Consider the following 24,926-nt stretch of genomic DNA (forward strand, 5'->3'; position numbering starts at 1 on the left):
TCATTTTTGTCCTACACTCTTTTAACAGTGGCTCCCCTCCTGGTGGGTCAAATTTCGCTTAGTCTAAACTCCAGTTAAAACCCTTCAAAACGGTTGGGGGCCTTAACGAGCTAACCCGAGCTAGAGCCACCTTAAGAATAGCGATTTGTGTAAAAGGCCGAAGATCCGGGTCTCAGAAGATGCGTTAAACCGCAGTATAATAGACGCCAGTGGCTAATTTTTTCAATTTAGCCCTTAAACATATCTTGTATTTTAAACAGTGGAACTTTCCTGTAAAAGTGAATACGCGCTGTTGGCCCTCTTAGAGTTAGCAAGCCAATATGATAAAGGAGAGCCGCTACAAATTCGACAGATAGCTGCTCAACAAAATATTCCTGACCGTTACTTAGAGCAACTTTTAGCCTCCTTACGGCGCTGTGGTTTGGTTCGCAGTCAAAGGGGCGCAAAAGGCGGTTATCTTTTAGCTCGGGAACCTTGGAAAATTACCCTCTTAGAAGTGGTAACTTGCATAGAAGGATTGGATGCCGGACTCTCAGAAAACGACTCAACCCCCAAAACTCTAGAAAATGAAATCGTTCGCGATGTCTGGAAAGAGGCTCAGGAAGCTTCTCAAGCTGTCTTGCAAAAATATACCCTCAAAGATGTCTGCGAACTGCGAAATGCCAAGCAGCAGGGTGATATCATGTACTACATTTAAGGCTAATTCACAACCCTGGGGAGAATTAATTGGGATCTATCCCCAACTCAAGAGGTTACAGTTATTAATTCAGGTTCCTCTATTAAACTGGGGCAATCCACACTAAAAAAGCCATGCACTGGGCATGGCAAAGTCTGACAAGAAACTTTCTAAATTTCTTAAACTTTAGACGGCTTCAGTATGGATGATGATCAATGGAAAATCAGGGGAGTTTAAACCCCCCTTATCTTGAAATTGAACCAAGTTTAGAACTTAAATGTGGTCCGAAGAGTTCCAATCACCACATCATCGTTGAGATCATTATGATCCGGAGCTGTCAACCAGATAAAGCCTGGAGTAATGGCAATATTCTCCGTGAGCTGATATTGGTAAAACCCTTCAACGTGTAAAGAACGATCGGGGTCTTCAAGCGCCCCATTAAAATCATCTTTGGTGACCTGGGGTTCCATACCGACGACTAGCCCAAATTGGCTGCCCGGAGGTCCAGCGTTAACCGCTAAGTTAACAGCCCAGTTCCAGATGCCCAGGTCGCCTTTGAGACCTTCGTCGAGGATGCGAGCGTTGGTGTAACCAGCCCAACCTCCAAAGGCAAAGGTTCCGGTATCATAACCTAATTGAACACCATAGGCGTTGCTGATGGTGGTTAAGCCATCGTCTGGGGCTAGGGAGGTAACAGGGGTGGCAAGTTGGCTACCCGTGAGCATATCGGTGCGATAGGCATTGACATAAGTCAGACCCAGTTGCAACCCTGTAACTGGCTTAAAGACCAGTTGGGCTAAGGCTCCATAAGCGCCGTCAAATAGACCGTTGCGACGGGTCGGAGTTCCAGCATCTTGAGCTAAATACCCCAGGCTGATTTCTGCGGGACCTGCATCAAAATTTAAGCCAATCCCCGAACCTTCAACCATGTTGTAAATGGGAGCGCGGGTCCCGAACCGAGACAGGGCACCGCTGCCACCATCTCCATCCAAGGGGGTGATGGTGCTGGCGAAGTCAGGTACAATGCCGCCTACGGGAATAAAGACAACGCGGGCGTTGCCAACATTGGTTTCATAGGCCAACCAATCTAGCTCGACGTTGGTGCTACCTTCACCGTAAGGGCCAACACCAAACTTGAGGTCGCCTTCGGGGGTGAAGGTATTGGTTCCCGAAAAAGCATCGAGAGTATTGATTTGGAGTCGGGTATGCAGGAAGTCATCCCCAGTAAAGCTGGTTAGAAATTCCAGACGAGTGCGGGTGCCAAATTGAACCCCACTGTCGGTTTCGCCTCCGACACTATTTCCCCCTTCGGCTACAGATAAGGCAAAGATGGATTCGCCAAATAGTTTGGTGGTGGTGGAGAACTGATTAGCTTCAAGTTCCGTGACCCGCACTTCGAGGGAGTCCACCCGACCCCGTAAGGTGGCGAGTTCAGCCCCAAACTCTTCAACTAGCCGCTGTAGGGTGATTAGGTCGTCTCTGCCTAACACCCCTTCGATTTGAGCGGCAATGATTTCGTTAATGCGCTCTAAACAGGCATTTAAACCCGCAGCAAATTCATAACGAGTCAAGGCTCGGTTGCCACGAAAGGTCCCATCGGGATAACCGGCGATACAGCGATAGCGCTCTACTAGGGATTGTAGGGCTTGAAATGCCCAGTCTGTGGGTTGTACGTCCCGCAACTGAGATACGGAGGTAACTTGAGTGAGCAGGGTACTATCTGCTTGGGATCCGTATTCAGTGAGTTGTTGTAAGATGTTGGCCGTTTCTGTGGCCGACGGTGCATCTTGAACTTGAGCGATCGCCCCAGGAAGGTCAACTGCACCTGTCGAAAATTCAGTCGGGGTAGCGAATTCATTCGCCTGAGTCGTTGGCATCCATTCGGCTGGGACTTCGGAGGCGATCGCCTCGGATGCACCCACTCCGGACCCCAAAGCTGCTCCGACCAATGCCGAAGCTAAAACTGCTGGACTGACCAACAGCGAATTCCATAATACTTTAGACATTTTCCCTCTTCTCCTCACACCAATTTAGAGTTCGATGGAATACTTTCCCCTGGACTACTTTGGGGAAATCACAACCAAGAGTAACAGCAGAGCGATTATACAGGCTTTCCCCAATTTGCGGACAGAAGTTCACTTTGCCCTGGACAAATAGGGGCTGTTTTCAGTTACCCTCCTAAGCCACCCTGGGAGCTTTCGCATCAATCAGCTCGCCAATTAGGGCGCTACTGTACCCCTGTTGTAAGTGCCTTTATCATGGCCTAAAACTGTAGTTCGGTCAAGAACTTTTATTTATTAATTTTCCCCGGTAGCATTTGTTACCAATTACTCTTGGCTTTTTCCCTTACTATCAAGTAGCGTTATGAGGTATATCAATGGGTAAAGTTTTCCCTGCTTATGGATTATAACCTGAATTTTGTCTAGGTCATCAGTTGATTTATAAATTTTACTAATACGGGGATTTAAGATTTGAGAGATTGAAAGGGAGAGGGTCAGACCTCCAACAACCCTCATGCAAAAGCAATTCTTGGAATTATTGGCGTGCATTTCCATCAAGTATCCCTCTTTTATCTCTGGGGGGAAACTATGGTCTTGACTAAATTTTCTAACTCTTACAAGGTTGGGGAGCATGACCGTTTGTTTTTTCTAATATAAACTCGAAAGTAGGGTCAAAACGGCTTTAGTTTCACCTAATAAGGGCTACGGTACTCTCTATTTTTTACCCTGCTCCAAAAGGGATATAGTATTATGGAAATCTTGATTTAATGGAGTTGTTAATGCTGATGACTTGCAAATTATACAAGAGAGAAAGGGAGGAAAATGTTAACGGATTTTTTACTCGGTTGCTTGGTCACCACAACTTTTAAGCTGTTTGCTGTTATAGACATTCCAGGGAGGTTAAAGGCGATCGCACTTTCCCCCGCTACCCCGTCACCCATGCCAATACAACTCGCCTTCTTCTAAAAAAACCCGAGTCTAAGGTAAAAATCCTCTATTTTTTACAACCCTTTGAAAGCTGAAGCTACTCTCATCGTAAGGAGTTGACTCTTCTAATTTTAACTTAACTCGATAACCCGGATAGAAATGCATCGAATTTTCTCCGGAAAAACCGATTAAAAAAACCCCCCCTTGATTAATTAGGGGGGGGTAAATATCCATGCTACCCACTTTTCAAAACCTTAAGACTAAGGTAGCATCCAGAAGTGAATTCCCGAGTTTTAGCCCGGGGGTTAATCCCAATTACTGGTTTTAGAATCGGAAAGTGGTGCGGATAGTTCCAATTACCACATCATCATTGAGATCGTTATGATCTGGAGCCGTCAACCAGATAAAGCCCGGAGTAATAGCAATATTTTCGGTTAGCTGATATTGATAAAACCCTTCAACGTGTAAAGAACGATCGGGGTCTTCCAGGGCTCCATTAAAATCATCTGAGTTGACCTGGGGTTCCATACCGACGACTAGCCCAAATTGGCTCCCCGGAGGTCCAGCGTTAACCGCTAAGTTAACAGCCCAGTTCCAGATGCCCAAGTCGCCTTTGAGACCTTCGTCGAGGATGCGAGCGTTGGTGTAACCGGCCCAGCCTCCGAACGCAAAGGCTCCAGTATCATAACCCAGTTGAACACCATAGGCGTTGCTGATGGTGGTTAAGCCATCCGGTGGGGCTAGAGAAGATACAGGAGTAGCGAGTTGGCTACCTGTACGCATATCACTACGGTAGGCATTGACGTAAGTCAGACCCAGTTGCAGCCCCGTAACAGGTTTAAATACCAATTGGGCTAAGGCTCCGTAAGGGCCATCAGTCAGCCCGTTGCGACGGGTGGGAGTCGAAGCATTTTCTGCTAAGTAGCCCAGGCTAACTTCGGCAGGGCCTGCATCAAAGGTCAAACCAATCCCAGAACCGCGAACCATGTTATAAATCGGAGCGCGGGTCCCAAACCGAGATAGAGCTCCGCTGCCGCCATCTCCATCTAAGGGGGTGATGGTGCTTGCGAAGTCATCCGCGTCCCCTCCATTGGCAATAAAGACAACATTGGCAGGACCAACGCTTGTGCTATAGAGCAAGGTGTCTAGGCGGACCGTGGTATCTCCCTCTTGGTAAGGGTCATTAACGGCAAATTTCAGATCCCCTTCGGGAGTGAAGGTGTTGGTGCCTGAGAAGGCATCCAGATTGTTGATTTCCAGTCGAGTTCTGAGTAGATCTCGGCCTGTGAAGCTCGTATCGAAGTTCAACCGAGTGCGGGTACCAAATTGAACACCGCTATCAGTTTCGCCTCCGACACTGTTTCCACCTTCAGACAAGGATAAGGCGAAGATAGATTCGCCAAAGAGTTTGGTGGTGGTGGAGAATTGATTGGCTTCGATTTCAGCGACGCGCACTTCGAGGGCATCGACCCGACCGCGCAAGGTTGCCAGTTCTGCAGCAAACTCTTCAGTTAAGCGTTGTAAGGTTAACAGGTCCTCTCTGTTCAGAATCCCTTCAAGCTGGGCCGCAATAATTTCGTTGATGCGCTCTAAACAGGCGTTTAAACCGGCAGCAAATTCATAACGAGTTAGCGCCCGGTTGCCACGGAAGGTCCCGTCGGGATAACCGGCAATACAGCGATAGCGCTCTACCAAGGATTGGAGTGCTTGGAAAGCCCAATCAGTGGGTTGCACGTCCCGCAGTTGAGACACGGAGGTGACTTGAGCGATATTGTTGGTGCCACCCCCTTCCCGGCTGTATTGATTGAGTTGTTGTAAAACGTTGGCGGTTTCTGTGGCCGACGGTGCGTCCTCTTGAACTTGGGCGATCAGGTCAAATCCGCTGGCTGAAAATGCACTGGGTTGGGCCAACTCATTGGCTTGGGCCACAGGCATAGAATCAGCTTGGGTTTCAGAGGCGATCGCTTCAGGTACGCCCACTACGGACGCTAAGGCCGCTCCGACTAACGCCGAGGTTAAAACTGCTGGACTAACCAACAGAGAATTCCACAATACTTTAGACATTTTCCCTCTTCTCCTCACACCTGTAATTATCTAAACGATTTGACTCGTATCTCTCATCAATCTTTCAGACAGGAGATAATAAGCCACAAGAAGGAAAGAAAGAGCTGTTTTATAGCTCTTAACCCCTTGATAGGTTATATCCACTTCTCAACTGCACCGATATAGATTTTTAGCCGGAACAGTTATGGGTCCCCACTAGCTAGGGTGGGGGTGCTACGGCAGAGCCTAGAACCAGAGGCGTCCCCTCCAATCATTGATGTCCCCGATAGAAAAACTAGACCCATCATGGATGAGGATGTAGAACCCTCGACCTGACGGCTCGGTTTTCTGCCCAGGTTTTTCGTAACCTGATCAAGCAGGCTTCGGAGTTGGCTGGAGGGCCTATTGCTTCTGATAAACTCTCGACTCATTATATAGTCAGCGAGATAGTGGCTGCTTACTTCTGTTATAGATTAACAGATTTACTTCGATTGGAACCGGAGATTTGCAAGTCTTTGTTGTTTCTTGCCTGCGATGGTAACCCTTGAACGGTCCAGTTCTATGGTATTTTTTTTCTACTTCAAGGGTAAATAAACCCTATTTTCACGGAAAATTTTCGGGTCTGGGCCAGCCCATGCTCGATTTGACGCAATAGGCTCCCAGGGATGACTGGGGTTAAACTTTTTGAGTTCCCCGATCGCCTGAATCAAAAGGGTTTAATCTGGCCGATCGCCATTAACTGTTAGGGTTCGTGGGGATTAAGCGCTTTCAAGGGTAACGACCTCTTGAGAGTGGCCTAGGACTGAAAAAACCTGACGATGCTCGAATAACTCCAACAGGTCGGCATTGATTTTGTTATGAAGGGCTTCTTCCCGGAGAATTCTGAGGGCCGCTTCTACAGGCAATCCTCTCTTGTAGGGGCGATCGCCTGCCGTGAGCGCATCATAAATATCGGCAATGGTCATAATCTGGGCCTGGATCGGAATTTCATTTCCTTTCAATCCCCTTGGGTACCCCGATCCATCGATCTTTTCATGATGGCCGAAGGCGATCTTCGGCACATCTTTCAGATCCCGGGTCCAGGGAATTCGCTTCAAAAACTCATAGGTATGAGTCACATGATATTCAATAGACAAGCGTTCTTCTGGGGTCAGATTCCCCTTGGGGATCAGAAGTTGAGTGATTTCATCGGGATCGATTAAGGGCTTTAATTGACCATCCACATCCCTATAGATCTGTTGAGAAAGTTCTCGCAAGCGAGCCAGGGGTTCTTCCGCCAGGATGCGCGGTTCATTGGCCTCTAACAACAGCTTCCAGTAACTATTCAGTTGCTCTATCTTCTCTTGGAGTTGACGGTCCAGTTCCTGCAACTCCTGACAATGAGAACAAGCATTTTCTGGGTGGCGATGAAGATGAGAGGGATGCTCAATCAAATACCTAAACTTGTTTTGGGCGCATTCCATTTCCATCGTTCGCTCCGCTAAGGCAAAGCGATGGCGGATCACCTCTAGTTGGGATGGATAGAGCTTTTTCTGCTTCACTAAAATCGCTTCAGGGACCCCAACTTTACCAAAATCATGCAATAAAGCTGCGTAGCGGACTTCTTGGATTTGACGAACACTAAACTTGACATCTCGCATGGGTCCAGTCGTAACCGTATTGGCCTCTTGACTGAGGCGAACCGTCAGTTCCGCCACCCGCTCAGAATGTCCAAAAGTACAGGGATCCCGTGCTTCAATCACTTGGACTGATGCCGTTACAAACCCCTCGAACAGATGTTCAATACTTTCTTGCAGATGATTCCGTTCGATGGAAATCGCTGCTTGGGATGCCAAACTTCTAACGATGCGCTCTTCCCATTCTGAGTAAGGTTGGGTAACTTCAGTCACATTTTCTGGGGTGACCACTACATCCGCCTTAGTCTTGCGATTAATCAGTTGGAGCACGCCGATCATTTCCCCCTGACGGTTTTGCATCGGCAGCACCAAGACCGAACGAGTGGAGTAGTCCAGATCTCGATCAACACTGCGCTCTAGCTGATAAGGGACGGTGGGTGGCAAAGCGTAGGCATCGGCCAGATTTAGGCTTTCTCCCGTTAAGGCGACATAACCCGCCAAACTTTTAGGCGTCAGAGGTATGGCAAATTCCTGAAATGAAACTTTAGGCAGAGAATCGTTCTGTGCTACCTTAAATAACAACTTGGGCACGTCTTCATCGTTGTGATCTACCAGGTAAACGCTTCCTGCATCGCTACAGGTTAGTTCTCGGCTCTTCGTTAAAATGAGGGTCAACAACGCTCCCAAGTCATAGGTACTCGAAAGCGCTGCGCCAATATCTAATAGCTCCTCTACTAATTCCGCTCTCGTTACATATTCGTTGCTTAATTCCGGGGTATTCAAGACCCCAAGCGGGTGTTTTTTTACTGTCCGATCGCTGTTCACAGCTTTACCTGAATTCACATGAAAGTACCGGATGCCTGGAAGCCCTGGCGCGTTAAACCAGGGAGGAAAGGCGGCCCTATTCCATTTATTCCCCGTCAATCTTGTGCTACAATGGAGAGGCCCTTAACAATAACTGTCTACCTTGGGAAACAATTTCAATCATGTGAGACTCCTGCGTTAACTCCAAGGCTGTATTGCCGTAGCCGGGTTAAACAAGCATTATTTGAATGGTTAAGTCTGTCCTAACACCGCATCAGTGACCGACCCGCACTACAAGATTTCCCTATCATAAAGTAACTGCAATTGCAATCCCTCGGGTATTGCTCGTTGTCTTGAGCCTTTAGAAGCCTTGTGACCCAGCCTTAATGAAGGGGCTTTCCAGAATATCCACCTATTCAGACGGGAAACTACTATCAGGAAGGGACTGCTGGACTGATGCTCCCGACTCGGTGGACAGGGTTCCCGTACATTCAGGCCATACAGGAAGGGAGAAGGCATCCCATTTCCCCTAAGCTTCCCACAAATTCAGTGAGGCTCACTGTTGAGCTAGATCGCTATTTAGCACCTATCGTTCGAGGTTCCAGGTACGCCTCTTCCTAGAGGAAATATCCCCCAAAAGGACTCTCTGGGTTGAAAAGTGGGTTCGCTCTTGGCTGGGTCCGAAACAGTTTTCCTGAGTTGGGACCAGCGGTTTTATGGTTTCAACTTGATGTTTTCTAAAGGCGGACTTGTTTAAGTGTCTAAAGCAAGCCCCTCTAAAGTCAAGAGTCACCTCAATTCGTTCTCTTACTTACTAACCCATCCCAAATGGGCTAATGCTACATCTGTAATTTACTGATTACCACAGTTTATCACAAAAATTTTGTTAGGAGAATTTAATCCATTTTAACTCCCTTTCTAAAGGAGGGGAACTCATTTCAACTCGGAGATGGTTTGGGCCATTTGAAAATCTTTTTCGGTTAAGCCCCCAGCATCATGAGTGGTTAAACTAATGGTAACTTTGTTATAAGAAATTTCTAAGTCGGGGTGATGTCCGGCGATTTCAGCGGGATCTACTAATTGATTAACAAAGGCGATCGCCTCAATAAAATCTTTAAATTTTTTTTCACACTGCAAAATTTTCCCCTCTCGGGTCCAGTCCCCAAGCTGACTCAACCGTTCCTCAATCTCTTTTTCTGTTAACAACTGAGCCATCTGATTCCCCCTGTTGACTTCCAATATTAAGATTAGGATGGTTAACCGAATTTCTTCCCTGGATAGGGTTTCCTAATCACCATCCCTGATTTTTCTCTATACTTGCCAAAGACGTTTAACTAAGGCTTAAAAAAACTATCCGCTCTCACCGGGTGCGCTTAGTTTTCACTATGACGCTGAGGGCGAAAGCGGTCTAGTTGGTCTTCAAATTGGAATCTGACTGCCGGGAGGAACTCCCAACCAGCCTAGTTCTCAAGGATTTTCTTTAATCCGAAAGGGACTAAAGCGAGTTGTTAGAGAACAGCCCCGGCCCACAGCCGATTTACTCCAATTTGATGACCCATGCATTTACTACTATCTGGCATAGGCATCACCTCCTGTTTACCCTAAGTGGGTTTTATTTCCATAAACTTTATGTAACCTAGCATAACACACCGAATTGGAAATTTCCCAACTCTGCTGTTTTTTATCTGGCTAATTTTTTTCCAGGGACTACCTGGGCCTGCGAATTTGTCGGACCAGCCTTGGATGCAGAAGTCCCCAGGTTACTCTCTGTGCTATGTAACACAAAACCCCTACCAAGTGGTAGGGGTTTTGACTAAACTAACCTAAAAACTGAGTGAGGTTGCTGGGAATTTCTACAGAGCGTTACCGCGAGGTAGAACTTCTTCAGGGAACTCAAAGTTTTCATGAGGCTGGTCAACCGGAGCCATCCAAGCCCGAATCCCTTCATTCAGAAGGATATTCTTGGTATAGAAGGTTTCAAATTCCGGGTCTTCCGCAGCCCGCAGTTCTTGAGACACGAAGTCATAAGCACGCAGGTTTAACCCTAAGCCAACAACCCCGATCGCGCTCATCCACAAGCCGGTGACTGGCACGAACAACATAAAGAAGTGTAACCAGCGCTTGTTAGAGAAAGCCACCCCAAAGATTTGAGACCAGAAACGGTTGGCGGTAACCATCGAGTAGGTTTCTTCCGCTTGAGTCGGTTCAAAGGCGCGGAAGGTGTTAGACCCTTCGCCATCTTCAAACAAGGTGTTTTCCACGGTAGCTCCATGAATGGCGCACAGCAGTGCACCGCCCAGGATACCCGCCACACCCATCATGTGGAAGGGGTTGAGGGTCCAGTTATGGAACCCTTGGAAGAACAACAGGAAGCGGAAGATAGCAGCGACGCCAAAGCTAGGCGCAAAGAACCAGCCGGATTGACCCAAGGGGTACATCAAGAACACGCTGACGAACACCGCGATGGGTCCGGTAAAGGCGAGTCCGTTGTAGGGACGAATCCCTAACAGGCGGGCAATTTCTAGCTGACGTAGGCAGAAGCCAATCAGACCAAAGGCCCCGTGCAGGGCGACGAAGGTCCACAGTCCGCCCAGTTGACACCACCGGGTGAAGTCCCCTTGGGCTTCAGGACCCCAGAGGAACAGGAGGGAATGTCCCACACTGTTCGGAGGAGTTGAAACCGCCACGGTGAGGAAGTTGCAACCTTCTAAATAGGAGGAAGCTAATCCGTGGGTGTACCAAGAGGTCACGAAGGTGGTGCCGGTCAGCCAGCCTCCCACTGCGAGGTAGGCGCAGGGGAAGAGTAATAGGCCAGACCAACCGATAAATACGAAGCGATCGCGTTTTAGCCAGTCGTCGAGGACGTCAAACCATCCCCGCTCTGCCTGGGCGCGTCCGACTGCAATCGTCATAACGCAAAATCTCCAAATTAATATGGCTACGGTTAACTCTTTCTGAGCGTTTTCGACCGGGGTTTCTGCCAGCCATAGCAGAAAATGGGCGATCGCGCTTCAAGAGTTTACGTTTCTTTACTATGTTTCTCATTATAGGGGGAAACCTGAAAATTTTTAAACCCCCTGATCTAAAAATTTTCTGAAGAGTATCTCAAAGGAGTGGGGTTAGGGGTGGGACTCATGGAACGGATTTCTCTACAGCGCTGGTGATACCAGCAGCAAACTGGAATCATCGGGTTGGATGTGGAAGAGGGCCACCAGGAGTAGAAAACGGGCAGGGATAGGAGGGCGATCGCCGCTTAATTTCGCTCGTTCATTTCCAGACATCCCCGGAATGCTGAGATTTTGGGATACTAGAAAGGTGCGGTCCAATGAACTTTGCTACAAATCATGTTTACGATTGACTTAACCCTAAAAAACACTCCTTTACCTCTGTCGGTGCAACGGAAGACGATTGAAGATGCCGAAACCCTCTACCAACAGGTAGTCGGAGCGATGCGCTCAGGGAGTTCTGAGATTTTGGAACTCACCTGCGAGAAAATGCCCGAGAAAAAAATTGCTGTCTTTATTAATCAACTCACAGCGGTACAAATCTCTGAAAAGTCTGGTGCGGCAGCAGCAGGCAAAGCCCCTGGATTTGCAGCGTTGGTGGAATCCCTGAGTCAATGAACCCGCAGTCTCCCGGTGATGATCGCCCCAAGGCGATCGTTGTGCAGGACCTCTGCTTTAACTGGCCCTCGGGAGCAGAGGTTTTAAAATCCTGCTCCTTGGCGGTTCCCCAGGGCGAATTCTGGATGCTCTTGGGGACCAATGGCAGTGGAAAATCCACGTTACTGCGGTTACTGGCAGGTTTGCTGACCCCGAGGAATGGTCAAATTTCGATTTCTCGTCCCGTGGGGTTTGTGTTCCAAAACCCGGATCATCAGTTAGTGATGCCTACCGTGGGTGCGGATGTCGCTTTTGGGTTGGTTGAGGAAAATCTTACCCTGGCTCAAACGCGGCATCGGGTGGAAGAAGCCCTGACAGCGGTTAACTTACTCGCCTTGCAACGACGTCCGATCTATGCGCTGAGTGGAGGTCAAAAACAGCGGGTTGCCATTGCTGGGGCGATCGCCCGCCATTGCGAGGTTCTGTTATTAGATGAGCCAACCGCTTTATTGGATCCAGACAGTCAATTAGACCTCGTGGCTCAAGTCCAGCGGTTGGTGAAAAGCCGAGGGTTAACGGCACTCTGGGTCACCCATCGGTTTGAGGAATTAGCCTATTGCGATGGAGCTTTCCTCCTAGAGCGGGGGCGAATGGTCGATTCGGGAAATCCCCAGCCCCTGATCGAACGGTTGATGGAATCTGAGGATTTAGAGTGATTCCTAGGGCCAGGACTGCTGAACTGAGCAGTCCCGGCCCTTTCACTTTGATAAAGATATCTTTAGGGTTGGGAAGAGTGTAGTTTACAAAAATTAAATTAAATTAACGTTTTGATTAGAACAAAAAATGATATAATGCGAAGCGCCTAGTCTGATTCTGAGTAAATAGTAAACAAATGTAAAGAAAAGCCATGCCACGCTCCTCAGCGCGACCTTTATTGCTCGTGGATGGATACAACATCATAGGACTATGGTCAAAGCTCAAAACCAAACGAGACTTTGACGGGTTAGAAGCCTCTCGCAGAGAACTAATCGAGTCGCTGATCAACTACAGCGCCTTTGAAGGATTAGACACGCTGGTAGTTTTTGATGCTCATTCTCGGCATGAACCCTGCTATACCGAAGTCATCTCGAAAAGTTTATCCGTCTGCTATACCGAATTTGGGCAAACCGCAGACACCTATATTGAAAAAACCTGTGCCACCTTTCGGCGAAACTTGGGAAACCTTCATCGCCGGTTAATTGTGGCAACCTCCGACCGTGCGCAACAGCAAACGGTTTTAGGATATGGGGCGGAATGGATGTCCGCGCTTCAGTTTGCCCAAGCCATAGAAGCGACGGAACGCCGGTGCCGAAGTAAACAGAAAACCCGTAACAAACCCTCTAGTCGGTTTCTAGTCTCGGGACTGGATGCGGAAGCCCAACAGCGACTCGCTCAGTTGCGACGGGGTTTGTAGGGCTCTCAAAACCCGATCAAGGCTTGACTGGTCAGGCGATCGCCACCCCTAGCGAATCAGAATCGATCCCAGGTTTCAAAAAAAAATCAAAAATTTTTTGAAAAAGGGGTTGCCAAAACCAGAAAGGTATGTGTATTATTAATAACGGTGAGCCAAGCAAACCGAAACGTTCCTCGGTAGCTCAGTGGTAGAGCGGTCGGCTGTTAACCGATTGGTCGTAGGTTCGAATCCTACCCGGGGAGTTTATTAATTTTAGATTTTGGATTGAAGAGATTAGATTGAATTTCAATCTAATCTTTTTATATTCAAGGTTTAAAAATAGACAAGATTATGTTGAAAAATACGGATTTACAAGGGCAGAGACCGACAGAATTTTCGGCCTATTGGTCCCTCGACCCGCAGATTATTTTTTTGAATCATGGTTCTTTTGGGGCCTGTCCCTTCCCGGTGTTAGAAGCCCAAGAACAGGTACGGCAGCAGCTAGAACGGGAACCTGTGCGGTTTTTCGTGCGCGAATTTGAGCCGCTTTTAGATCAAGCGCGGGAACAGTTAGCCCAATTCGTCGGGGTGGATGCGCAGGACTTGGTTTTTGTGCCCAATGCCACTACCGGGGTCAATTCTGTGCTGCGATCGCTGCATTTTAACCCGGGCGACGAGTTACTGACCACGGACCATGAGTATAATGCCAGTCGCAACGCCTTAGAATTTATCGCCGATCGCGCGGATGCCCGAATTATTGTGGTTCCCGTTCCCTTCCCGATCGCCTCCAAGCAGGAGATTGTCGATGCAGTCATGGGACGGGTCACCGAAAAAACCAAACTTGTTCTCTTAGACCATATTAGTAGCCAAACTGGATTAATTTTTCCTATCGAGGAAATCATTCACCAGCTTTCCCCATATGGGATTGAGACTTTAATTGATGGCGCACACGCACCGGGGATGCTACCCCTAAACTTATCAGAAATTGGGGCGACCTACTATAGCGGTAACTGTCATAAATGGCTATCTGCACCCAAAGGGGCGGCATTTTTGTACGTTCGAGGCGATCGCCAGCAGCAAATTCGACCCTTGACCATCAGTCATGGGGCCAACTCTCCCCGAACCGATAAATCTCGCTTTCAACTTGAATTTGATTGGACTGGAACTGGGGACCCCTCAGCTTATTTATCCGTTCCTGCGGCTATTCAGTTTATGGGGTCTCTCCTGCCTGGGGGGTGGCCCGAGTTAATGTCAAGAAATCATCAGCTTGTTTTCGCAGCAAGGCAGATGCTGTGCGAGACCCTGGGAGTTGAGATACCCGCCCCCTCAGAAATGATTGGTTCAATGGCTTGTATTCCAATTCCTGATGGATCTGCAGATGAATTACATGATGAATTGTTTGATCGCCATCAGATTGAATTACAGGTGATGCCTTGGCCGAAATCCCCCCAACGGGTCATCCGAATTTCGGCTCAGATTTACAATAATTTTGAGCAATATCAACAGTTGGCGGGAGTGTTGAAGCAGGTATTAGAGTGATTCAACCTAGACCCTGCTATATCTTCTTTTTTTACGTTGATTTTATCTCTTTGGCAAAGCGTTGAAATTGGTCTTGTCGCCATTTGACATCGAGATTGCGATCGCTTTTTACCTCTAGGACTCGAATACCCGAACTCGGTAAAGGATTCAACAGGGATTGTAATTGCTGCCAAGACTCAATCCGCTGATGTTCGATATCATAGGCAGCGCATAACCGGGCAAAATTGATGTTTTGGGGGGTGGCAAAAAACTCAGTAAAGGGGGGGTCAAATTTGGCAATGGGTAACATTCCAAAAATGCCACCGCCGTTATTATTAATTAAAATGATGGTTAAATGACCTTGAAAATGTTGGCGGATTAAAAACCCATTTGTGTCATGTAAAAGGGCTAAATCTCCGGTTAACATGACGCTACTTTGATGGCGATGGGCGATGCCTAATGCCGTGGATAATGTTCCGTCAATGCCATTTGCACCTCGGTTGACGAAGGGTCGGATATGGCGGTTGCCCGGTTTCCAGAAATATTCGATATCTCGGACGGGCATACTATTGGCAATAAATAGGGGAGTTTCTGGGGGTAATTGTTGGGAAATCAGCCATGCGACTTTGGGTTCAATTAGGTCAGGAATCGATGAAAGGGTGGTATCAACTTTCTCTCGGGTTTGGCGTTCAACGTCACACCATTTTTGTAGATAGGCGGTGGGGGAAGAATTTGCTGGGATGGGATTTAGAGTGGCGGCAAGGGAGGCGATCGCCATTCTTAAGGGAATGGTGCGGCCATGTAGGGGGTCAAGGTTGCGATCGCTCTCGGTGACTAAAAAGGTTAAAGGTTGAGTCGTTTCTAACCAACTGCGAAGGGTTTTGCTGGTGGGTAATTCACCAATTTGAATGGCTATTTCTGGGGTAAGTTTATCAGCAATTTGGGGATTTCGGAGGATAAAATCATAAGTAGAAATTAAATAGGGATTGAGGTCGGCATAATTGCGGAGGGGGGATAATCCTTCGGCAAGAACCGGCCAATTTAAGGTTTTAGAAAGATGGGCGATCGCCTGACAATAGTCTTGCGGATTTTGAGGTTGGGCAACGCCAGCGATGATGATTCCCCGTTGGCAATTTTGCCATTCTTGGAGACAGGATGGGGGAGATAGGGGGGATGGGGGAGATGGGGGGGATGGGGGGAGATGGATAAAGAAATTTTCGGGTTGGAAGGTTGTTGCTAAATGGGCGGCTTCGGGTTGTAGTAAAGGGGCTAAGGGATCGCGAAAAGGGAGATTTAAATGGACGGGACCGGAGACGGGAAATAAGGTTTTTTCCCAAGCATGAATTAGGGTTTGGCGCAGGTAGCTTAGTTGTTTTAGTTCTAAAGATGGCGTAGCTAATTCCGTTTGCCAGTTGGGATAATGTCCATAGAGTTTAATTTGGTCAATGGTTTGACCGGAATGGCAATCCCGCAGTTCTGGGGGTCGGTCTGCGGTTAAAATTAATAAGGGAACACGGCTTTCTTTTGCTTCAATAATCGCAGGATAAAAATTGGCCCCAGCAGTTCCAGAAGTACAAACTAAGACGACAGGTTTCCCCGTTTGTTTGGCTTGTCCTAATGCAAAAAAACTGGCCGATCGCTCATCTAAAATGGGGATAGCTTCGACCTCGGGATGACTGGCAAAGGCAACGGTTAACGGGGTGGAACGGGAACCGGGACAAATCACTGCCGTGGTTAATCCTAGGCGTTGGACTGTCTCGACTAAAATAGAAGCCCAAACGGTGTTGGTATTGCGGAAATCTATTGGCATTCTTAAGGGGAAAAGGAATCCTAATGGTCCCGTTGATTGAGGTTAAACTAATGCTTTTAACAGAGTTTTAAGTTTGAGTTGCACTTCGGCTAATTCTTTGTCTGGATCGGACCCAGCAACAATTCCCGCCCCAGCATATAATCGGGCGCGATCGCCTTCAATTAAAGCGGACCGAATGCCTACAATAAATTCACAGTTTCCATAGCCATCAATCCAGCCTAATGGGGCGGCATATAAACCGCGATCAAAGGCTTCATATCGGCGAATTTCTTGACAAGCGGTATCCCGGGGAACCCCAGCTACTGCCGGAGTGGGATGGAGGTCGGCTAAAATGTCTAAGGGATGAATTCCTGGGGGTAAGGTGGCTTGAATTGGAGTCCAGAGATGTTGAATATTGGACAATTGTAATAACAACAATTGCGGGGGGACGTTGGGGGTTAGCCCTAACCGAGTCAGGCGATCGCAGATAAAATCAATCACCACTCGATGTTCATGAATTTCTTTCTCACTGGATAACAGTAGTTTGGCTAATTCTGCATCTTCTCCTGATGTTTTACCGCGTGGGGCCGAACCCGCTAAAGCATCAGTGGTTAATTGATGTTTATAAATAGACAGCAAACGTTCTGGACTGGCTCCAATAAAATTCGTTCCGCCGCCGTTTCCGGTGGCAAAAGTGTAGCAATCCGGATAAAGTCGGCGTAGATTATTCAGGGATTTGGCTAGGTTAATCGGACGGGGAAAGTTTAAATCAATGGCATCGGCTAAAACGATTTTATTTAAAGTTTTGTTGTTAATCCGGTTCAGGGCAGAGTAAACGGATTTTCTAAAATTTGCTGTGGGTTTAAAATCGTGATTTTGAAAAGATTGGTTCGGGAAATTTACTGGATCTAGCCAGCGAGAATTGGCCCAGCGAATTTGGGTGAGTTTATTACATAAATCTTGATGTAAGGCTTTAATATTATCCCGGGCTGATAGAGAAAAGTTGGCGACGAACACTGAACGGTTGTGACATCGGGCAACTTGCCAACGGGGTAATAACACCGTAGCGCAAGGAAAGGCCGATTCTGGGGGGCGTAGGTCGTCAAAAAAGGTAAAGTTACAAAAAAAGTGGGGTCCCGCAAACGGCAGGTCCGTGGCCCCGGTGGTAATAGTATTCCCTAGACAGGATTGGATAAAGGTTTGCGCTTTGACAAATCTGGCGGAACCCGAGGGGACATGAAAGGTGATCGCCGCCCCGATCGCCGCGATCGCTTCCCCTTTATTGCCATTTTCAAAATAAAAATGTGGGTCCTCCGGTTGGGCGATCGCCTGTAAAACCGCTAGGGGGTCCAGAGGGGGAAGTTCCAAGGATAGGGTGGCAATCTGGGGGCATTCTTTCTCAACGGATACCTGCTGACAAGCGACAAGGAACTGATAAAGATCCTTGCGGTCTGGCTTCATGTTGGTATCAGACGGTACAACTAGCATGGAGGAAAGGATGGCTTCTTGGGCTGGTTGGGGGAAATCGCCCCCGGTTTACGGCGGGTACCCTCAAAAGTACCTCCTATCTATCTAACCATCGCACGGTTCCCACGGACACGCGCACTTGATGGGGACATCTACCCGGTACAATAGATCCCGCATTCTCAGCATTGTATGTCACTGAGGGATTTACAGGGGGTTCGATGAAGTTGCCAGCAGGCCCTAGGGTACCGTTTTTTCTGCAATCGCTACAAATGATTGCCAATCCGATCGCCTATCTGGAACGGAATGCCAGTCGCTATGGTGACCCTTTCACCCTGCATTTATTAGGGGGAAACTCTCCCCCGGTGGTGTTTTTGAGTCATCCAGAAGGGATTCAACAGATTTTTACCTCGGCAGCAGGGGCGTTTGAGTTAGGGAAAATTACGGACCCCTTTCGCCCCCTCACTGGGTCCCAATCCCTGATTATGCAGGATGGGGCCAAGCATCAAGGGACCCGTCAGCTTTTGATGCCGCCTTTACATGGGGAACGGTTGCAAGGGTATGGCAACCAGATTTGTGATATCACCTCGGAGGCGATCGCCCATTGGCAACCGGGTTCTAATCTCAACCTACGTCAGGCCCTGTCGTCGATTTCGCTAAAAACCATTTTGCGGGTGGTGTTTGGCATGAACCCTGGGGAACGAGCCCACCAACTTGAACTCCTGATTGAGCCCTTTTTAGAGTCGGTGAACTCCACCCTCAACTCGGTGCAATTTTTTTGGAATCCGTTACAGCAAGATTTGGGTCCCTGGAGTCCTTGGGGAAAATTTCTGCGGCAACAGCAGCAAATTGACGCGTTAATTTATGCCGAAATTCGCGATCGCCGGGGTCAAACCGATGGCAGTGATGTCCTTTCTATGCTGATGTCGGCGCAAGATGAAGCGGGAAAGGGGATGGGAGATGCGGAATTGCGCGATCAGTTGATTACTCTGCTGTTGTTGGGTCATGATACGACGGCATCGGCCCTAACTTGGGCCTTTTATTGGATTCATCAGGATTCTGAGGTGCGATCGCAATTGGTGGCGGAACTCGATAGTCTCGGGAGTTACCCCAACCCGATGGCAGTGGCGCAATTGCCCTTTCTGCAAGCGGTTTGTCAAGAGGCCCTGCGTCTGTATCCGATCGCCTTGATTTCTCAACCTCGGGTAGTCAAGGAATCGGTAGAAATTCAGGGGTATGAATTTGCCCCGGGGACCGTGTTGGTTCCCTGCATTTATTTAGCCCATCGGCGTCCGGAGGTGTATCCGGAACCCTTAGCATTTAAGCCTCAGCGGTTTTGCGATCGCAAGTTTTCACCCTATGAATATTTTCCCTTTGGCGGGGGGAGTCGCAGTTGTATTGGCATGGCCCTAGCAATGTACGAGATGAAGTTGGTCCTGGCAACGGTCCTCTCCCGCTATGAATTGGCCCTCTGCGATAAAGGACCGATTCGCCCTCACCGTCGCGGGATTACCTTTGTCCCTTCGGCTAATTTTCAATTGGTTGTCAAACAGAGGCGATCGGCTGCTTTGTCCCCAGCGATGGGATAGGGTCCGACCCTACACCTCGTGAGGGGGTGGGGTTGTTCTTTTTAATTCTTAATTTTTATTTCATCCTCTCAGACTTTTCTATCCTCCATCGTAAAATGATGGGGCTGGTTGGAAGAATAATAGGAATAATCAATGACAACTCAGACCATTCAGCCCTCGAATTACAAGTTATGGTTAGCTGCTATTAAACCTCCCATGTATAGTGTGGCCATCATGCCAATTTGGGTGGGAACTGCGGTGGCTTGGTATGAGCATCATTCCCTGAACTGGTCGATATTTTCTACCTTTATTAGTTCGGCCATTTTAATTTTGGCATGGGAAAATCTTAGCAATGATGTATTTGATTCCGACACAGGAATTGACAAGAAAAAGTATCATTCTTTAGTCAATTTAACCGGAAATAAATCTTTGATTTTTTGGTCGGGCAATCTCTGTTTAGGCCTAGGTATTTTAGGAATTGGGGCAGTTTGTTGGTGGCAACGAGATTTAACAGTTCTGGGGTTAATTCTGCTTTGTTGTTTCTTGGGCTATATGTATCAAGGTCCCCCGTTTAGGCTTGGCTATCAAGGATTGGGGGAATTTCTCTGTTTTTTTGCCTTTGGTCCTCTGGGGGTTTCGGCGGCTTATTATAGCCAGGTTCAGAGTTGGTCCAGTCTGAGTTTATTGGTTTCAATTGTGGTAGGAATTGCAACAACGTTGGTGTTATTTTGTTCCCATTTTCACCAAGTTGAGGATGATTTAGCCGCCGGGAAGCGATCGCCTTTGGTTCGCATGGGGACTCTTCGGGGTGCTCAACTCTTACCCTGGTTTTGTGGGAGTATTTTCGCGATTACAGGGGTTTTGGTTGCCCTGGGTAGTTTCCCGGTTTGGACGTTACTCAGTTTTGCGGGATTGCCTGCGAGTTTGAAACTCTGCCGTCATGTTGCCACTTATCATGACAGTCCGGAAAAAGTGAGTAACTGCAAATTTATTGCGATCGCTGTTCATTTTTGGAGTGGGTTATTGTTAGGACTGGGATTTATTCTCTAAAGAAATTTTCCAGCTATCTAATTTTTAAATAGGAGTGGGGGACGGTTTTGCCGTTCCCTTCATAACAATAAAAATGTCCAGTTTGTATGAATTTCATTATAAAATTTTCGGAAATACCCAAAACCCTTCCATTCTATTGTTGCATGGCTTTATGGGTAAAGGTGATAATTTTTCCGAATTAATTCAGCATCTCTTGGATAAATTTTGCTGTGTGACAGTGGATTTACCGGGACATGGGAAAACTCAGATTTGGGGGGGAGATGACTGTTATCAAATTCCTCAGACAGCCCAAGGGTTAATTCAGTTATTAAATGAGTTAGAAATTGTCCGGTGTTATTTACTGGGATATTCGATGGGAGGGCGATTGGCATTGTATTTAACCCTGCATTTCCCGGAACGTTTTGAAAAAGTGATTTTAGAATCGGCTTCACCCGGGTTGCAGTCTGCGGAAGCGCGATCGCAACGTCGTTATCAGGATGAAATTCTCGCCCAACAGTTGGAAACACAGGATTTTTACTCATTTTTAAGCCAGTGGTATCAGCAACCCTTGTTTGATTCGGTTCGCCATCATCCCAACTTTGATCGCCTCTTCCAGAATCGCTTGCAAAATCAACCCCAACTCTTAGCAATTTCCCTGCGACAGATGGGAAGCGGCAGTCAACCCTCCCTCTGGGAAATGCTGCCCTCTCATCCCGTTCCCCTGCTGTTACTGGTGGGAGAATGGGATCATAAATTCCAAGAAATTAATCACAAAATTACCCAAGTCTGTCCTGTTGCCCAACTGGAAATTATCCCCGATAGCGGGCATACGATCCATTGGGAAAATCCATCGGTCTATCTCAAATCAGTGATAAAATTCTTTTCAGGTTAGGGTGAGCACCCCTTCATGAGGAGGGGTTCGGTGAAACGGATAGAATAACTATTCCCCACTGGCTGATAATTTCCTCCCTCTTTCATGGCAACCGGATCATATTATGAATTATAAATTTGAGTTTCGTCCCTATGAACGCAAGTTTAAACGCCCTCTGCAAACCAGTCACGGGACTTGGGAAATTCGGGAGGGAATTATCCTGCGCCTAACTGCTGATAATGGAAAGATCGGGTTTGGTGAAATTGCACCCATCGGATGGTTTGGTTCGGAAACGTTTTTAGAAGCTTTAGACTATTGTCGTAATCTGCCGGATGTCATTAGCGATCGCACAATTTTTTCAATTCCTCCGAACTTACCCGCTTGCCAATTTGGCTTAGAATCAGCCTGGGAATCAGCCACCTTAAAAACACAGTTCAAATCGGCTTTTTCAGAAGATAAAACTCCCGCATCCAATTCAAACTATAGCGGCTTGTTACCTGGGGGGGAAGGGGCTTTACTCGGGCGTCAAATCCTCTGGATGCAAGGATATCGAACGTTTAAATGGAAAATTGGCGTTTTGCCATTCCAGCGAGAAGTCCGGATTTTACAGGAACTGGTTCTCGCGTTGCAGCAAGGGGCGGGCGATCACCCTGTTTCCCTTCGCCTGGATGCCAATGGGGGACTCAGTTTGGCAGAGGCGGAAGCATGGCTAAAAATCTGTGATCAACTTGGGGAAATCATTGAATATCTGGAACAACCTCTGCCGGTAACGGAGTTGGAGGCGATGGTGGGGTTGGGAACTCGCTTTTCCACGGCGATCGCTTTAGATGAATCTGTCGCTACTTTGCCACAAATGCAATCAGTTTATCGCCAAGGGTGGTTGGGAATTTATGTGATTAAACCCTGTATTGCTGGTTCTCCCTCGGAATTGCGGCAATTTTGCCATTTACACCAGATTGATGCAGTTTTTTCTTCAGTATTTGAGACAGAAATTGGCAGAAAGACGGTTCTGAAATTAGCAGCAGAAATTCAGCCCATCAGCCATCGCGCCCTCGGATTTGGGGTAGACCATTTATTGGAATCCGAGAAGGCTTTAGAACTCTTATGGTAGAATTTTTCTCAGTAACATTCCCCCCAATTAACCGAGCACCTATCCCCCATCAGCCGCCCTGTTTCAGTTGGCAAAAATCTGATTTAATAAGCTGGATGGAGGAAGAGAGGGGAGATTTAGGGACGACTGCCTTGCAGTTTTTTTCCCAATTAACCCAGCAGAAAATTCCCCAAACTTTGTTGCTGGCAGAACGAGACCCCGTAAGATTTTTAGCCGGTTTTATTGCAGCGGTTGCCGCCGATTGTCCTCTATTTTTAGGGAATCCCAACTGGGTGGATAGCGAATGGCGATCGGCAATCGAACAGATTCAACCCGATCGCATTTGGCATCAGGGACAGGACTTTCCCGGAAAGGCTTGTCAAAATCCCCAGGATACTATCCCTTCGGGAATTATGATTCCAACCGGGGGTTCCTCGGGTCGCCTGCGCTTTGCTATTCATACTTGGGAAACTTTAATGGCATCGGTAGCTGGATTTACCCAGTATTTCCAACTCCCTCGGGTTAACTCCTGCTGTGTTTTACCTCTATTTCATGTCAGCGGGTTGATGCAATTTCTCCGGTCTTTTACCACCGGAGGAACGTTTGTCAATCTTTTAGATTATAAAACAATTGTAGAGGAAACTGCAACCCACATCAACCCCAAAGAGTTTTTTATTTCCCTCGTTCCAACTCAATTAAATAGACTTTTAAATAATCCCCAATCTGCCCATTATTTATCGAAATTTCAGACAGTTTTGTTAGGGGGCGCACCGGCATGGCCGGAATTGTTGAAACGGGCAAAATATTATCAAATTCCCCTCTCTCTCACCTACGGTATGACGGAAACTGCTTCCCAAATTGTCACTCTCAAACCAGCGGATTTTCTAGCAGGAAATCAGAGTTGTGGGCGGGTGTTGCCTCATGCCCAAATTACAATTAAAAATCTTGCCGGGGAAGCGTTAGAAGTCGGTAAAACGGGGATGATTACCATCCAAGCTGATTCTCTGGCGAAGGGATATTATCCGGGAGACAATGTTGCCTTTGGGTTTAACTCGTTTCAATCCGATGATTTGGGGTTCATCGATGAAGGGGGGTATTTAACTGTGGTAGGACGCCACAGCGATAAAATTATTAGTGGGGGTGAAAATATTTATCCGGCAGAAGTGGAGGCGGCGATTCTGGGGACGGGTTTGGTTGAAGATGTTTGTGCGATCGCCGTAGCGGATCAGGATTGGGGTCAAGTGGTGACAGCGGTTTACGTTCCCAAGGGCGGCGTCGAATCAGAGGCGATCGCCTCGTTACTCACTGATACCTTATCACCCTTTAAGCGTCCGAAATATTGGGTACAAATAGACAGGTTACCTCGGAACAATCGCGGAAAAATCTCCCGCAGTAGGGTTCAAGAAATGGTCTTAATTCAACTCAAACTTCAGTAGTTGATACCGTCAAAAGAAACCTATTTCAAACTCAATATTCAGGTTTCCAAGTGAAATTAAAGGCTCTTTTGAATCAAGGGAATGGTCTTAACCCTCACGCATCACATGGGGAAATTCCATGTGATAAACCTGTTCCCAAAGATATTTTACATAAGACTGATTAGACGGCACAATTGTCCGATCGTAAGCCAAATCCGCAGCCGCCCGATCTAAAATTCGCACATCAATCGGGTTAAGTCGTTGCCGCCTTTTACTCGAACTGAGTAACCAGACAATTTGAAACATCGTTTCTGGGGCAGCGGTGGTGTTCGGATTTGACCAGGCCCTTGCTAAAGGCTGACTCTCGTTACTCTCGTTAATGCGATCGGTCCGGTCCCAATAGCCTAATTGCCGAATCTGTTCGTAAAGTTCCTGTTCGATTTTCATTATTGCTAAGTGTTCTACAAGGAAAGTATCGTGGGCGCTCGGTCGAGTCCACGGTGTTCTTATTGAGATATAGTTATAATATTAAACTTTGATTAAAACAGTATTAAGATTTACAAATTTTTGTAAATCTTTAAAAATTTTTACCTGAGTCAGACCAACTCTCGATCCAGTGAATCATGGCTGACGGTAGGGGTTGGCGGGTTCGGGATTGGGGATCAATGGAAACGTGTTCGGTTCGCGCTTTTGCCAAAGGACGTTCTGTAGGCATTGAGGCAGCCTGGATTAAGTAGGTAATTTCAAAGCGATCGCCAGTGAGGGCGTGAGGGGTTAAGGAGATCGCTACTTCCTCCCCACAAAACAGGGGCTGAAAAAAGTCAATATCGGCATGAACAATGGGAATGGCAGCCCTAGGGTTATTAAAAAAAGTGCGTAATTCAATTCCCGTTGCTATCAGGGATGCCTCATAGGCTTCATGGCAGATGGAGAGAAGATTGGCAAAATAGACGACCCCAGCAGCATCGGTATCAGCAAAGCGAATTATACGGGAGTAAAAAAAGGGCATGGACAGTTTCACGGAAAGCATTGGCATCCAGAATAGCCGATCGCCGTCCCCGTTTTTCCAGATCCCCAATAAG

Annotated in this window: 21 protein-coding genes and 1 tRNA gene; 12 read left to right on the plus strand and 10 right to left on the minus strand. The window is 47.5% G+C overall.

The window, feature by feature from the left end:
* The first annotated feature begins 259 nt into the window (after positions 1-259).
* Positions 260-697: an RrF2 family transcriptional regulator gene (locus NG796_RS23605; protein WP_261209628.1), complete on the plus strand. Its 438-nt coding sequence runs from the start codon at positions 260-262 to the stop codon at positions 695-697.
* A 245-nt stretch (positions 698-942) separates the two neighbouring features.
* Here NG796_RS23605 and NG796_RS23610 read toward each other — a convergent pair whose 3' ends face one another.
* Positions 943-2,682 (minus strand): iron uptake porin, encoded by a 1,740-nt coding sequence (locus NG796_RS23610; protein ID WP_261209629.1) that lies wholly within the window; start codon positions 2,680-2,682, stop codon positions 943-945.
* Positions 2,683-3,498: 816 nt separating this feature from the next.
* Here NG796_RS23610 and NG796_RS23615 point away from each other — a divergent pair.
* Entirely contained in the window at positions 3,499-3,642 is a 144-nt protein-coding gene (locus NG796_RS23615) for a hypothetical protein (protein WP_261209630.1), read from the plus strand.
* 285 nt (positions 3,643-3,927) lie between these two features.
* On the opposite strand, the gene NG796_RS23620 is transcribed toward NG796_RS23615, so the two are convergent.
* The 5 genes from NG796_RS23620 to NG796_RS23640 all read right to left on the minus strand — a co-directional run bounded on the left by NG796_RS23620 (position 3,928) and on the right by NG796_RS23640 (position 11,347).
* Complete coding sequence (locus NG796_RS23620) at positions 3,928-5,667, minus strand: iron uptake porin (RefSeq protein ID WP_261209631.1); 1,740 nt, start codon at positions 5,665-5,667, stop codon at positions 3,928-3,930.
* Positions 5,668-6,404: 737 nt separating this feature from the next.
* Positions 6,405-8,045, minus strand: a complete 1,641-nt coding sequence (locus NG796_RS23625; RefSeq protein WP_261209682.1) for an HD family phosphohydrolase — start codon at positions 8,043-8,045, stop codon at positions 6,405-6,407.
* A 954-nt stretch (positions 8,046-8,999) separates the two neighbouring features.
* Positions 9,000-9,281, minus strand: a complete 282-nt coding sequence (locus NG796_RS23630; RefSeq protein ID WP_261209632.1) for a 4a-hydroxytetrahydrobiopterin dehydratase — start codon at positions 9,279-9,281, stop codon at positions 9,000-9,002.
* A gap of 638 nt (positions 9,282-9,919) precedes the next feature.
* Positions 9,920-10,978, minus strand: a complete 1,059-nt coding sequence (psbD, locus tag NG796_RS23635; protein ID WP_261209634.1) for a photosystem II D2 protein (photosystem q(a) protein) — start codon at positions 10,976-10,978, stop codon at positions 9,920-9,922.
* 237 nt (positions 10,979-11,215) lie between these two features.
* Positions 11,216-11,347: a hypothetical protein gene (locus NG796_RS23640; protein WP_261209636.1), complete on the minus strand. Its 132-nt coding sequence runs from the start codon at positions 11,345-11,347 to the stop codon at positions 11,216-11,218.
* Positions 11,348-11,410: 63 nt separating this feature from the next.
* Here NG796_RS23640 and NG796_RS23645 point away from each other — a divergent pair, with 63 nt between their 5' ends.
* From NG796_RS23645 to NG796_RS23665, 5 genes are all read left to right on the plus strand, one after another.
* Positions 11,411-11,689, plus strand: coding sequence for a hypothetical protein (locus NG796_RS23645; RefSeq protein ID WP_261209637.1), 279 nt, complete (start codon positions 11,411-11,413; stop codon positions 11,687-11,689).
* Complete coding sequence (locus NG796_RS23650; RefSeq protein WP_261209638.1) at positions 11,686-12,384, plus strand: energy-coupling factor ABC transporter ATP-binding protein; 699 nt, start codon at positions 11,686-11,688, stop codon at positions 12,382-12,384. The genes NG796_RS23645 and NG796_RS23650 overlap by 4 nt, the downstream gene beginning before the upstream one ends.
* Before the next feature lie 191 nt (positions 12,385-12,575).
* The gene (locus NG796_RS23655) at positions 12,576-13,121 is read left to right on the plus strand and encodes an NYN domain-containing protein (RefSeq protein ID WP_261209639.1); all 546 of its coding nucleotides are present in this window, start codon (positions 12,576-12,578) and stop codon (positions 13,119-13,121) included.
* A gap of 170 nt (positions 13,122-13,291) precedes the next feature.
* Positions 13,292-13,363, plus strand: a tRNA-Asn gene (locus tag NG796_RS23660).
* An 88-nt stretch (positions 13,364-13,451) separates the two neighbouring features.
* Positions 13,452-14,639 carry an aminotransferase class V-fold PLP-dependent enzyme gene (locus tag NG796_RS23665; RefSeq protein WP_261209640.1) on the plus strand — a complete coding sequence of 396 codons (1,188 nt, stop codon included), beginning with the start codon at positions 13,452-13,454 and terminating at the stop codon, positions 14,637-14,639.
* 31 nt (positions 14,640-14,670) lie between these two features.
* Here NG796_RS23665 and menD read toward each other — a convergent pair whose 3' ends face one another.
* Together menD and NG796_RS23675 are read right to left on the minus strand one after the other, a co-directional pair.
* On the minus strand, positions 14,671-16,428 hold the full coding sequence (gene menD / locus NG796_RS23670; RefSeq protein WP_261209641.1) for a 2-succinyl-5-enolpyruvyl-6-hydroxy-3-cyclohexene-1-carboxylic-acid synthase: 1,758 nt from the start codon (positions 16,426-16,428) through the stop codon (positions 14,671-14,673).
* 42 nt (positions 16,429-16,470) lie between these two features.
* Positions 16,471-17,895, minus strand: coding sequence for an isochorismate synthase MenF (locus NG796_RS23675; protein WP_261209642.1), 1,425 nt, complete (start codon positions 17,893-17,895; stop codon positions 16,471-16,473).
* A 197-nt stretch (positions 17,896-18,092) separates the two neighbouring features.
* Between NG796_RS23675 and NG796_RS23680 the strand changes: the two genes are divergently transcribed.
* The 5 genes from NG796_RS23680 to NG796_RS23700 all read left to right on the plus strand — a co-directional run bounded on the left by NG796_RS23680 (position 18,093) and on the right by NG796_RS23700 (position 23,865).
* Positions 18,093-19,460, plus strand: coding sequence for a cytochrome P450 (locus tag NG796_RS23680; protein WP_261209643.1), 1,368 nt, complete (start codon positions 18,093-18,095; stop codon positions 19,458-19,460).
* Positions 19,461-19,592: 132 nt separating this feature from the next.
* Positions 19,593-20,489, plus strand: coding sequence for a 2-carboxy-1,4-naphthoquinone phytyltransferase (gene menA / locus NG796_RS23685; protein ID WP_261209645.1), 897 nt, complete (start codon positions 19,593-19,595; stop codon positions 20,487-20,489).
* 73 nt (positions 20,490-20,562) lie between these two features.
* Entirely contained in the window at positions 20,563-21,360 is a 798-nt protein-coding gene (gene menH, locus NG796_RS23690; protein WP_261209647.1) for a 2-succinyl-6-hydroxy-2,4-cyclohexadiene-1-carboxylate synthase, read from the plus strand.
* Positions 21,361-21,463: 103 nt separating this feature from the next.
* On the plus strand, positions 21,464-22,450 hold the full coding sequence (locus tag NG796_RS23695; protein WP_261209649.1) for an o-succinylbenzoate synthase: 987 nt from the start codon (positions 21,464-21,466) through the stop codon (positions 22,448-22,450).
* Positions 22,451-22,545: 95 nt separating this feature from the next.
* Entirely contained in the window at positions 22,546-23,865 is a 1,320-nt protein-coding gene (locus NG796_RS23700) for a 2-succinylbenzoate--CoA ligase (protein WP_261209651.1), read from the plus strand.
* An 87-nt stretch (positions 23,866-23,952) separates the two neighbouring features.
* Here the strand turns inward: NG796_RS23700 and NG796_RS23705 are convergent, their stop codons facing one another.
* A complete protein-coding gene (locus tag NG796_RS23705) occupies positions 23,953-24,291 on the minus strand; it encodes a hypothetical protein (RefSeq protein WP_261209652.1) in 339 nt (112 codons plus the stop codon).
* Between the two features lie 130 nt (positions 24,292-24,421).
* Positions 24,422-24,853, minus strand: a complete 432-nt coding sequence (locus NG796_RS23710) for an acyl-CoA thioesterase (protein ID WP_261209653.1) — start codon at positions 24,851-24,853, stop codon at positions 24,422-24,424.
* Between the last annotated feature and the right edge of the window lie 73 nt (positions 24,854-24,926).

Source organism: Laspinema sp. D2d, assembly GCF_025370755.1.
Lineage (GTDB): Bacteria > Cyanobacteriota > Cyanobacteriia > Cyanobacteriales > Laspinemataceae > Laspinema.

Coding starts and splice junctions, on each gene's coding strand:
- NG796_RS23610 (WP_261209629.1), bottom strand. CDS start 2,682: ATGTCTAAAGTATTATGGAATTCGCTGTTGGTCAGTCCAGCAGTTTTA.
- NG796_RS23615 (WP_261209630.1), top strand. CDS start 3,499: ATGTTAACGGATTTTTTACTCGGTTGCTTGGTCACCACAACTTTTAAG.
- NG796_RS23620 (WP_261209631.1), bottom strand. CDS start 5,667: ATGTCTAAAGTATTGTGGAATTCTCTGTTGGTTAGTCCAGCAGTTTTA.
- NG796_RS23630 (WP_261209632.1), bottom strand. CDS start 9,281: ATGGCTCAGTTGTTAACAGAAAAAGAGATTGAGGAACGGTTGAGTCAG.
- psbD (WP_261209634.1), bottom strand. CDS start 10,978: ATGACGATTGCAGTCGGACGCGCCCAGGCAGAGCGGGGATGGTTTGAC.
- NG796_RS23640 (WP_261209636.1), bottom strand. CDS start 11,347: ATGTCTGGAAATGAACGAGCGAAATTAAGCGGCGATCGCCCTCCTATC.
- NG796_RS23645 (WP_261209637.1), top strand. CDS start 11,411: ATGTTTACGATTGACTTAACCCTAAAAAACACTCCTTTACCTCTGTCG.
- NG796_RS23650 (WP_261209638.1), top strand. CDS start 11,686: ATGAACCCGCAGTCTCCCGGTGATGATCGCCCCAAGGCGATCGTTGTG.
- NG796_RS23655 (WP_261209639.1), top strand. CDS start 12,576: ATGCCACGCTCCTCAGCGCGACCTTTATTGCTCGTGGATGGATACAAC.
- NG796_RS23665 (WP_261209640.1), top strand. CDS start 13,452: ATGTTGAAAAATACGGATTTACAAGGGCAGAGACCGACAGAATTTTCG.
- menD (WP_261209641.1), bottom strand. CDS start 16,428: ATGCCAATAGATTTCCGCAATACCAACACCGTTTGGGCTTCTATTTTA.
- NG796_RS23675 (WP_261209642.1), bottom strand. CDS start 17,895: ATGCTAGTTGTACCGTCTGATACCAACATGAAGCCAGACCGCAAGGAT.
- NG796_RS23680 (WP_261209643.1), top strand. CDS start 18,093: ATGAAGTTGCCAGCAGGCCCTAGGGTACCGTTTTTTCTGCAATCGCTA.
- menA (WP_261209645.1), top strand. CDS start 19,593: ATGACAACTCAGACCATTCAGCCCTCGAATTACAAGTTATGGTTAGCT.
- menH (WP_261209647.1), top strand. CDS start 20,563: ATGTCCAGTTTGTATGAATTTCATTATAAAATTTTCGGAAATACCCAA.
- NG796_RS23695 (WP_261209649.1), top strand. CDS start 21,464: ATGAATTATAAATTTGAGTTTCGTCCCTATGAACGCAAGTTTAAACGC.
- NG796_RS23700 (WP_261209651.1), top strand. CDS start 22,546: ATGGAGGAAGAGAGGGGAGATTTAGGGACGACTGCCTTGCAGTTTTTT.
- NG796_RS23705 (WP_261209652.1), bottom strand. CDS start 24,291: ATGAAAATCGAACAGGAACTTTACGAACAGATTCGGCAATTAGGCTAT.
- NG796_RS23710 (WP_261209653.1), bottom strand. CDS start 24,853: ATGCCCTTTTTTTACTCCCGTATAATTCGCTTTGCTGATACCGATGCT.